10 protein-coding genes are annotated in these 9,757 nt (G+C 65.7%); 2 read left to right on the top strand and 8 right to left on the bottom strand.

The features are described 5' to 3' along the window. Window positions 1-187: 187 nt before the first annotated feature. Both M0534_RS04055 and M0534_RS04050 read right to left on the bottom strand, forming a co-directional pair. Window positions 188-799 carry a YdbL family probable chaperone protein gene (locus tag M0534_RS04055; RefSeq protein WP_248567128.1) on the bottom strand — a complete coding sequence of 204 codons (612 nt, stop codon included), beginning with the start codon at window positions 797-799 and terminating at the stop codon, window positions 188-190. Between the two features lie 102 nt (window positions 800-901). After that, window positions 902-1,732, bottom strand: coding sequence for an alpha/beta hydrolase (locus tag M0534_RS04050; RefSeq protein WP_248567127.1), 831 nt, complete (start codon window positions 1,730-1,732; stop codon window positions 902-904). A gap of 58 nt (window positions 1,733-1,790) precedes the next feature. On the opposite strand from M0534_RS04050, the gene M0534_RS04045 reads away from it, so the two are divergent. Both M0534_RS04045 and M0534_RS04040 read left to right on the top strand, forming a co-directional pair. After that, window positions 1,791-2,912, top strand: a complete 1,122-nt coding sequence (locus M0534_RS04045) for an alpha/beta hydrolase family protein (RefSeq protein ID WP_248567126.1) — start codon at window positions 1,791-1,793, stop codon at window positions 2,910-2,912. Window positions 2,913-3,151: 239 nt separating this feature from the next. Then, window positions 3,152-3,778, top strand: a complete 627-nt coding sequence (locus M0534_RS04040; protein ID WP_248567125.1) for a DUF4124 domain-containing protein — start codon at window positions 3,152-3,154, stop codon at window positions 3,776-3,778. 6 nt (window positions 3,779-3,784) lie between these two features. On the opposite strand, the gene argB is transcribed toward M0534_RS04040, so the two are convergent. The 6 genes from argB to radC form a co-directional block, all read right to left on the bottom strand. Continuing rightward, window positions 3,785-4,699: an acetylglutamate kinase gene (gene argB / locus M0534_RS04035; RefSeq protein ID WP_248567124.1), complete on the bottom strand. Its 915-nt coding sequence runs from the start codon at window positions 4,697-4,699 to the stop codon at window positions 3,785-3,787. A 25-nt stretch (window positions 4,700-4,724) separates the two neighbouring features. Further along, the gene (locus tag M0534_RS04030) at window positions 4,725-6,947 is read right to left on the bottom strand and encodes a phosphomannomutase/phosphoglucomutase (RefSeq protein ID WP_248567147.1); all 2,223 of its coding nucleotides are present in this window, start codon (window positions 6,945-6,947) and stop codon (window positions 4,725-4,727) included. Between the two features lie 63 nt (window positions 6,948-7,010). Continuing rightward, the gene (dut, locus tag M0534_RS04025; RefSeq protein WP_248567123.1) at window positions 7,011-7,469 is read right to left on the bottom strand and encodes a dUTP diphosphatase; all 459 of its coding nucleotides are present in this window, start codon (window positions 7,467-7,469) and stop codon (window positions 7,011-7,013) included. Window positions 7,470-7,471: 2 nt separating this feature from the next. Next, window positions 7,472-8,677 carry a bifunctional phosphopantothenoylcysteine decarboxylase/phosphopantothenate--cysteine ligase CoaBC gene (gene coaBC, locus M0534_RS04020; protein ID WP_248567122.1) on the bottom strand — a complete coding sequence of 402 codons (1,206 nt, stop codon included), beginning with the start codon at window positions 8,675-8,677 and terminating at the stop codon, window positions 7,472-7,474. 139 nt (window positions 8,678-8,816) lie between these two features. Next, window positions 8,817-9,053 (bottom strand): hypothetical protein, encoded by a 237-nt coding sequence (locus tag M0534_RS04015; RefSeq protein WP_248567121.1) that lies wholly within the window; start codon window positions 9,051-9,053, stop codon window positions 8,817-8,819. An 11-nt stretch (window positions 9,054-9,064) separates the two neighbouring features. Then, window positions 9,065-9,739, bottom strand: a complete 675-nt coding sequence (gene radC / locus M0534_RS04010; RefSeq protein ID WP_248567120.1) for a RadC family protein — start codon at window positions 9,737-9,739, stop codon at window positions 9,065-9,067. Window positions 9,740-9,757: the final 18 nt, after the last annotated feature.

Genomic DNA, 9,757 nt, shown 5'->3' with positions numbered 1-9,757 from the left:
CGGGCGGGTGGCGCACCCCCGCCAGGGGCCAAAACCGGCCGGCCCCCCTGTGTTGGGCCGCATTTTTCCCGACTGCTGCGTTGCGCTGCTTGACCGCAGAATGACTGCGGCGCTGCGCAGCGCGCCTTGCCTCGGAAAAAATGCGGACTCCAACGCAGACGTGCGAATAAATCAGCGTTTCCCTAGGCTACTTCTGCACCCAGTTGCCGCCACGATCCTGGTAGTACCAGCCCGAACGGGCATTCGCGACCCAGCGTTCGGCAAACGTGCGACGGATATCGGATTCCCATTCCGGGTGACCATTGGCGACCGCGATCTGCCGGTACAGGGCATTACGGTCGCTGTTCTCGTCAGACACCAGCTGCCGCACCGCATTGCGGTCCGCCAGCGGTATCTCGCCCTGGTCCCGGACCTCGACCAGGCCATTCCGGGTCAGGCCGACCGCGCCTGCGTCGTACCAGGGACGCAGGCGGCTGTGACGGGATTCCATCGACGCGGTCAGTTGGCGAATCGCCGGCGAACTGATATCCAGATCCGGCTCGGCGGCCCGGGCCTCGGATACCATGCGCCCAAGCATGACGATCAATGCCGGGGGCCGCGACTCCTGACGGCTTTGCGGTCCGGGATCTGCTGCCGGCGGGCCCTCCGACGGCCGGTTCTCCCGGCCCCAGACATCATGGATGATTCGGTCCGCCGCCTGTTCGGCCGCGGCAGCCGGGAAGTACACGTTGATCGTGACGCAGGCCGCCAACCAGAACATGGCCATGACCAGCGGAAACAATCTTAATCCCTGAAGCATTTGATCCACCCTCGATGTTGGCGGGCACCGGCATGTCAGCAAATCGCCGTTTCCCCAGCGCAGAGTATGCCAACAAACCTTGCTGGATTATGAATCAATCTGTCAGCGACCCAAATGCTCGCGCAGAAACGCATCCAAACCATCCATGTAGCGCTCCCGATTCCGCAGGAAGCCGGTGTTGTGATCACCACGCAGCTCGAGAAAGCTCTTCGGTTCCGGTGCCGCCTGGTACAGTCTCTCGCCGTGGGCGAACGGGATAATCTCGTCTTCCGGGCTGTGGATCACGAGTACCGGCGTCCGGCTCTCCGCCAGCGCTGCCCGGGTGTCGTATTCCAGACGTGCCAGCCAGCGCACCGGGTAGATGGGGTACAACTCTGCGGCCAGATCCGGGGCGGAGGTGAATGCGGATTCGACGATCACCCCGGCCAGGGCCTCCTCGGCGGCCACCCCGGCGGCCAGGGCGCCGCCCAGGGAACGGCCGAAAACGGCGATCTCGTCGGCGCCGCGTCCCCGCTCCTCGAGCAGGTAATCCAGCGCCACGCGGGCATCCTGTTGCAGCCCCGGCTCACTGGGCCGGCCCTCGCTCTGGCCGTACCCCCGGTAGTCGATAATCAGCACCTCAAGACCCAGCTCGTGGAAGATCTCCAGCGAGTCCAGCCGATGACTGATGTTGCCGGCATTGCCGTGCAGAAACAGCAGCGTGCCGCGGGGTTTCTCGTGGGGCAGAAACCAGCCGTGCAGACGCAGCCCGTCAGGCGTCTCCAGCGTCACATCCTCGTAGTCCAGCCCGATCCGCTCCGGTGTCGCGGTGAGCTCCCGGCCCGGCACGCCGGGCAAGTGGGCAAGCCGGTCCTGAAACAGATACAACAGGACCAGCGGGACAAGGTAGGCGAGCGCCAGACCCAGCAGGAGAATCTTCAGCATTCGCGGCATGACCAGGGCAATCCGGAAGTAACAGAAGCCAGACCCATGCTACCGTTTCCGTATGCGAATGCATGTCGGATTCACACTGATCCTGCTCCTCGTTGGCAGCGTATTACTTGCCGGATGCGAGTCCCCCGGGCGCGCGACGGATGCCGCCCTGCTGCTGGGCGACGTGCGCGCAGGAGCCGAGGACAGTCGCCTGAAACGGCGCACCGAGACGCCTGAGCGGCAAACCGTACGCTACGAGTACGGCGACGAGGAGCGGGTTGCCGACCTCTACCGCAGCGGCGACTCGGCCCGCGGACGGCTGATTCTGGTGCATGGCTTTACCGAGCAGGGTCGGCGTGATCCACGGCTGGTCGAGTTCGCCCACAGCATGGCACGCATCGGCTTCGAGGTCATCGCGCCGGAAGTCCCCGGGCTCACCGACCTTTCCATCAGTCAGGATGAAAGCCGGGTGATTGCGGACACCGTGCGCCACGCAAGCGATGACGGGGCACCGGTGGCGCTGGCCGCGATCAGCTTCGCCGTGGGTCCGGCAATGCTCGCCGCCATGGAGGAAGACACTGCCGAGGCGGTGGATATCATCCTCGCCGTTGGCCCCTATTACGACCTGGTGGACGTCATCCGCTACGCCAGCACCGGCGACGACCCCGGCCTTGCCGAGGACGAGGACGCCATGCAGCCGCGTCCGGAAGGCCGCTGGATCATCCTGCTGGCGCAGCGTCACCGACTGGATGACGCGAACGACCGGTCACTGCTCCGCGAAATCGGCGAACGCCGGCTGGAAAACCCAAGGGCCGAAATCGAAGATCTGGCCGACCAGCTCGGTGCCGATGGCCGTGCGCTGCTGGAGCTGGTGCGCAACGAGGACCCCGAGGCCGTCGACGAGCTGATCGCTGCGCTGCCGTCGGCAATTCGTGACGACCTGTCGGCGCTGAATCTGGCGGAACGGGACCTGTCTCCGTTGCGGGCGCGAATGATCCTGATCCATGGGCCCGAGGACCGGGTCATCCCGATCAGTCACAGCGAGCGGCTCAGGCAGGCACTGCCGGAGGGTCAGGCGCGGCTCTATCGCGCCGGCGGGCTGGACCACGTCGATGTGTCCACCGGCTTCTTTGATGGCATCCAACTGTGGCGCGCTACCCGGCACCTGCTGCGCCTGGCCGACGAGCGTGGCCGGGAGTAACAGCCGGTGACATGCCGCCCCCCGGGATTTGAACTCGGGGCTGCAGATCCGCTCCATTCAACAGGTACACACGATCAGTGGCGCCGCCTGGCGTACCGTCAACATGGCTTGCAAGCCTGCGCCGTGGTTCACATTTTTTCCGTGGAGCGGTGCGCTACCTTTAGCCACAACAGATTGATAAAGACGCCGATTCAACCCCTGACCGGGTTGTAGTTCGCACCAGGAAGCTTTAAGAATCCATGAAGACAATGTGCATCACTGCCGGTATTGTCGGTGCGTTACTGCTCTCCGGGGTTGCGCAGGCGGAACTGTACCGATGGGTCGATGAGGACGGCGAAGTCCATTACAGCGACCGATTGCCACCCGAGCGGGCACCAGAGGAACGGCGAGTTTTCTCCCGCGACGGCGATACCCTGCGGGATGTCGACCGGATGCCGACGGCGGAGGAACTGGAGGCGCTTGAAGAGGCACGCAAGGCTGCGGAAGACGCGCAGCAGCGCGAGCAGGAGCAGCACCGACTGCAGGCTGAATACGATGAGATGCTGCAACGCAGCTACACCAGTGTGGAGGACCTGGAACGCAGTCGGGAGCGCCGAATTCAGCCATTGCAAACCCGCCTGGACAATGCCGAGCGGCGCCGGCAGCGTCTGGATAACCGGATCGACGAGCTACGTGAGTCGGCGGCCGAAGCCGAACGCGGTCAACGCGACGTGGCACCGTATGAACGGCGCCTGCGCCAGGCGCGCCAGTTGCGCGAGCGCGAGGACGAGCGAATTCGGCAACGGCAGGAAGAAATCGACACGGTAAACACGGAGTTCGATCGTCACCTGGAGCGCTTCCGGATTCTGCTGGGCGAGTCCCGTTAGGACGGCTCAACCGCTGCGCCGCGGCTCGCCGCATCGCGGCGGCCCCTGGATCAGGGTACCGACACCACTGTCGGTAAACAGCTCCAGCAGTACCGCATGGGTGACGCGACCATCGATGATGTGCGCCGCCTGAACGCCGTTCTGCACCGCCTCCAATGCACAGCGAATCTTCGGCAGCATGCCGCCGTGGATCGTACCGTCCCCGATCAGCGCCTGGACCCGCGCGGCATCCAGCCCGGTCAGCAGCTCGCCGTCCGAATCCAGCAGGCCGGCGGTATTGGTCAGCAGGATCAGCTTCTCCGCCTGCAGCACCTCGGCCAGGCGTCCGGCCACCAGATCAGCGTTGATGTTGTAACTGCGGCCGTCGTCACCAACGCCGATGGGTGCGATCACCGGAATGAAGGCGCCGCTGTCGAGCATGTCGACCAGCCCCGGGTCGATGGCCGCAACCTCGCCCACCTGGCCGATGTCGCGCGCGGGATCGCTGTCGCTGTCGGCCAAGGTCAGCTTTCGCGCCCGGATCAGCCCGCCGTCCTTGCCGCTGAGGCCAACCGCGCGGCCGCCCTGGCTGTTGATCAGCTGCACGATTTCCTTGTTGACCAGGCCACCCAGCACCATCTCGACCACGTCCATGGTCTCGTTATCGGTGACCCGCATGCCATCGACGAACCGGCTCTCCTTGCCGATGCGCTGCAGCAGACTGCCGATTTGCGGCCCGCCGCCATGGACAACCACCGGCCGGAAACCGACCAGTTTCATCAACACGATATCGCGCGCAAAACTGCGCTTGAGTTGCTCGTCAACCATCGCATTGCCACCGAACTTGACCACGATGGTGCGACCGCGAAAGCGCTGGATGTATGGCAGCGCCTCGGTCAGGACCCGGGCGACTTCCGCCGCTTCGCTGGGGCTGTGACTCATGCCTGTCTCCGTCTTGAGTTCCCTGTCAGAAACCGGGTTCGGTGCCCGGGCTGGCCTCCGCCAGCAGCTCCCTGAAGGCCGTCTTGATCCGCTCCAGCGCTGCTTCGTTGTCGGCCTCGAAGCGCAGCACCAGGCAGGGTGTGGTATTCGATGAGCGAACCAGGCCCCAGCCGTCGCTGAAATCCACCCGCAGGCCATCGATGGTCGTGACCCGGGCGTCGGGGAAACGCGCCCGCCGCATCAGGCGCTCGATGACCCGTGGCGGCTCGCCCTCCTCGAGCTGAACCTTCAGTTCCGGCGTACTGACGGTTTCCGGCAATTCGGCGAAAACCTCGGTACTGGGCCGCGGGTCATGGGCCAGGATCTCGAGCAGCCGCGCCGCCGTGTACATGCCGTCGTCGAAACCGTCCCAGCGGTCATTGAAGAAGATGTGCCCGCTCATCTCGCCGGCCAGTGGCGCACCGGACTGCTTGAGCTTGGCCTTGATGATCGAGTGCCCGGTCCGCCACATCACCGGCACACCGGCGTGTTTCTCGATGATTCGCGCCAGATGCGCCGAACACTTGACGTCGAAAATGATGTCCGCGCCCGGCTTCACCGCCAGAATCTCCCGCGCGTAGAGCATCAGCTGCCGATCCGGCCAGATGATCTTGCCGCCGCCGTCAACGACACCCAGCCGGTCACCATCACCGTCAAACGCCAGGCCGACATGTGCATCCACCTCGGCGACCTTCTCGATCAGTGTTTGCAGGTTGGCCGGATCGGCGGGATCCGGGTGGTGGTTGGGGAAGCTGCCATCCACCTCGCAGAACAACTCATGCACTTCGCAGCCAAGTTCCCGCAACAGCCGCGGAGCGATACTGCCGGCAACACCATTGCCGCAGTCGACCACGACCCGCAACGGGCGCGTGAGCCTGACGTCGGCCAGGATGCGCTGCAGATAATCCGGCACCACATCCAGCAGGCGCAGATCGCCGGCCACCGGCGCCCGCACCAGACGACCATCCTGCAAGCGGTCGTACAAACCGGCGATCGCATCGCCGGACAGGGTCTCGCCGCCCAGCATGATCTTCAGGCCATTGTAATCCGGAGGATTGTGGCTGCCGGTCACGACCACCCCGGATCCGGTCTGCAGATGGTAGGTGGCGAAGTACATGACCGGAGTCGGCACCTGACCGATATCGATGACGTGGATACCGGCACTGCGCAAACCCTCGCCCAGGGCCTCGGCCAGCGCCGGGCTGGATTCACGACCGTCCCGTGCCACCACCAGGGTGTCCAGATCCCTGTCCACCGCCTCGCTGCCGATGGCGCGGCCGATTTCCTGCACCACAGCCTCATTCAGACCGGCATCGACGCGGCCACGGATATCGTAGGCGCGAAACAGGTCACGCCGGATTTCGGGCGATGGCCGCACCATGGTTTCCGTGTCTGGCTCCTGTGTCATGGCAATCTCCCTGGTGCCCTTCTCAACTGATGGGCTGCCCGGCCGGCGAGCGGCCGCCGGCGTGGCCGCGGCGCGTCCGGGTGCCGCTGCAAGCAGGTGCAGGATGGCCAGCACGGCAAGCAGCGTGGCGAAAAGGAACAGCGGCGAGGATAGCGCCGGCCGCGCCTCGGGCGCCAGGGGCTCGCTGGCCTGCAACAGCCACGGCGTTCCGCCCACCGGAACCCGCTCGGCGGAGTCCGGGGACTCCCCTACCTCACCCAGCAGACGAACCACTCGTCCGTCCTCAGTCTGCTGAAATAACGCCACGTCCGGACCACCGGCTGGCGCCCGGTCGAGCTGACGCTCCAGCCAGGCAATGGGTTGACGCAGTACCAGGTGCGCCCGCGGTTCGCCGGCAAACGACACGGTCCGCAGGAAATACACCACGACCTCGCCGTCCGCCAGCCGATGGGCCTCGGGCGGTACCCGCTCGGCACCCTCTTCCGACCGTTGCAGCATGTCATGCAGCGCGAAACCGATCGGCGGCACCGCCCGCGGCATCGGCTCATCGATCCCGAGCGGCAACAACCACAGGGTATTCAGTTCGTCGGCGAGTTCGGCCGGCAAACGGCGATTGACAGTCCGGCGTTGCACCACCGGATCCTCGGCCCGCTGTTCCAGCCAGCGCTCACTCCAGGCCACGGCATCGGCAACCGCAGTCGCCTGTGCCTGCATCTGCAACATGCGAATCTCGAGAGCCTGGTCCTGCAGACGCGCCGCCGTCCGTTCCTCACCGTACCAGACCGCCAGCGGCAGCAGCATAAACAACAGGATCAGACCTGGCCGCAGCCACCAGCCGTAATGAGGGTTGCACCGGGGCACCGTTCAGTCAGTCCCCGTGTGGCCGAAGCCGCCGTCAGCACGCGTCGAGGTATCGAAGCTGGCGACCCGCTCAAGGCGCGGCCGCAACACGGGCACGAAGACCAGTTGCGCGATGCGTTCGCCCGCGGCAATGGCATAGCCCTGCTGGCCACGGTTCCAGCAGGAGACGAAAAGCTGGCCCTGGTAGTCGGAATCGATCAGCCCCACCAGGTTGCCTAGCACGATGCCGTGCTTGTGGCCGAGGCCGGAGCGCGGCAGGATCACGGCCGCCACATTCGGATCGCCGATGTGGATCGCCAGGCCGGTCGGAATCAGCAGCGTCTGCCCCGGCGCCAGCTCCGTATCCGCGTCCAGGCAGGCCCGAAGGTCAAGCCCGGCAGAGCCGTCGGTGGCGTAGTCCGGCATCGGGAATTCCTGGCCCAGGCGGGAATCGAGCACCTGCATCTGAACGGTTTGCAGCATTCCTACTCCTTGCTCATTCGGTCGGCGACAAAGGCAATCAGTTCGTCGGCAACCTGGGCCTTCGAGGCCGGACCAAGCCAGCAATCACCGTCCTGCCAGCGCAGCCACAGGCGGTTGCTGTCGACGTCGAAACCACTGTCCGGCTGGCCGACAAGATTGCCGGCGATCAGATCCAGCCCCTTGCGCCGACGCTTGTCCTCGGCATGCCCCTGCAGGTCTTCCGTCTCGGCCGCGAAACCCACCGTGAACGGGCGTGGCGAGGCAGCGGCGACGCTGGCGAGAATATCCGGATTGCGTTCCAGTTCCACCTGCATTTGTTGCTCGCGCTTCTTGATCTTCCCCGAGGCCACCTGAGCCGGCCGGTAGTCCGCCACGGCGGCACAGCCGATGAACAGGTCACAACCATCAAGCAGGGCCTGCACCGCATCATGCATCTCGCCGGCAGTCTCGACATCGGTGCGCCGCACGCCGGGAGGGGTTTCCAGTGCTACCGGACCGCTGACCAGTTCCACATCGGCGCCCGCGTCGCGGGCAGCTGCCGCCAGCGCAAAGCCCATGCGGCCGGAGCTTCGGTTGCTGATGAAGCGCACCGGGTCCAGCGCCTCGCGGGTTGGTCCCGCCGTGACGACAACGCGCCTGCCCTGCAGCGGCCGCGGCCCGAACAGTCCACCCACGTGGCGCACCAGCTCCAGCGGTTCCAGCATGCGGCCCGCCCCCTGCTCGCCACAAGCCTGATCACCAACCGCCGGCCCGAATACGGCAACCCCGCGTCGTTCGAGCAGCGATACATTGTCTCGCACCGCGGGATGCAGCCACATCACGCGGTTCATCGCCGGCGCCACCGCCAGCGGGGCCTCGGTAGCCAGACACAGCGTGGTCAGCAAGTCATTCGCCTGCCCGTGGGCCAGCCGCGCAAGCACATCGGCGCTCGCCGGTGCCACCAGCACCGCATCGGCCCAGCGGGCGAGCGCGATATGCCCCATCGCCGCCTCGGCCTCGGGGTCCAGCAGACTTGTGTGCACGGGCTGCCCGGAAACCGCCTGGAACGTGAGCGGGGTGACGAACTCGGTGGCGGCCCGGGTCATGACAACCCGCACCTCGGCACCGGCCTCACGCAGCCGGCGCACCAGGTCCGCGCTCTTGTAGGCGGCAATGCCACCGGTGACGCCAAGAATGATATGCCGCTGCCGCAGCGCGCTTTCCGTCATGTCCGCATCCGTTATTGCGACAGAGATAGGCTGATCCACCCTCGCCCCCGATACGGTCGGCAGCGATGCGGGCGAGACCAGCCGCACTCAGTTTAGGGAAACTCGCGACCGCCGGCACCTGCGGCGGCCAGGGCGGCATTCAACGGCTGATGTCCGGCTGCTCCCAGGGCACCGACACCTGCAGGCGGTCACGCAGATCCCCCTCGGACAGAGCCTGAAGTTCCTGCTGGGCGTCGAGCCGCGTTTCGGCAGCGAGCATCGCCTTGCGAACCTCGCTGCCACCGTCCGGCACCAGCAGCACCACGAGCATGCCATAGGATTCCCGGCCGACGCTGGCGGTCCAGGAACGTCCCTGCTCGTCAACAAAGACCCGCATCAGTATTTCCCTTAAAACATGCCGCGTTCGGCCAGCGAGACCGGTTCGCCATCGCCAATCACGAAATGGTCGAGCAGACGGATATCCACCAATCCCAGGGCATCGCGCAGGCGTTCTGTAATCCGCTGGTCGGCGCCGCTGGGCTCGGCCACGCCGGAGGGGTGGTTGTGCGCCACGATCACCGCCGCCGCATTCAGTGCCAGTGCGCGTTTCACGACTTCCCTCGGATGCACGCTGGCTGCGTCAATGGTGCCACGAAACATCTCCTCGAATCGCAGGACACGGTGCCGATTGTCGAGAAACAGCGCCGCGAACACCTCATGCGGATAGTGTCGCAGACGCGCCTTCAGGAAGGTCGCGGACTGGCGTGGCGAGGTCAGGCTCTCGCCACGCTGCAGTTCGCCATGCAGATGGCGACGAGCGATCTCGAGTACTGCCTGAAGCTGCGAGAACTTGGCGTCACCGAGTCCGGGGGAGGCGCAGAATGTCGCGCGATCCGCCTCGAGCAGCGGCCGAAGGCCACCGAACTGCTGCAACAGCCGGCGTGCCAGCTCGACGGCACTGCAACCGGAGATACCGGTGCGCAGGAAAATGGCAAGCAGCTCGGCATCCGATAACGCCGCCGGCCCCTGCGCAAGTAGGCGCTCCCGCGGCCGCTCGGATGCCGGCCAGTGGTTGATGCCCATAGAGACGTTCTCCTTCCC

It is taken from the genome of Methylonatrum kenyense (assembly GCF_023195885.1).
GTDB classification, from domain to species: Bacteria; Pseudomonadota; Gammaproteobacteria; order Nitrococcales; family Aquisalimonadaceae; genus Methylonatrum; species Methylonatrum kenyense.
This window is presented reverse-complemented; position numbering and strand designations above follow the sequence as displayed.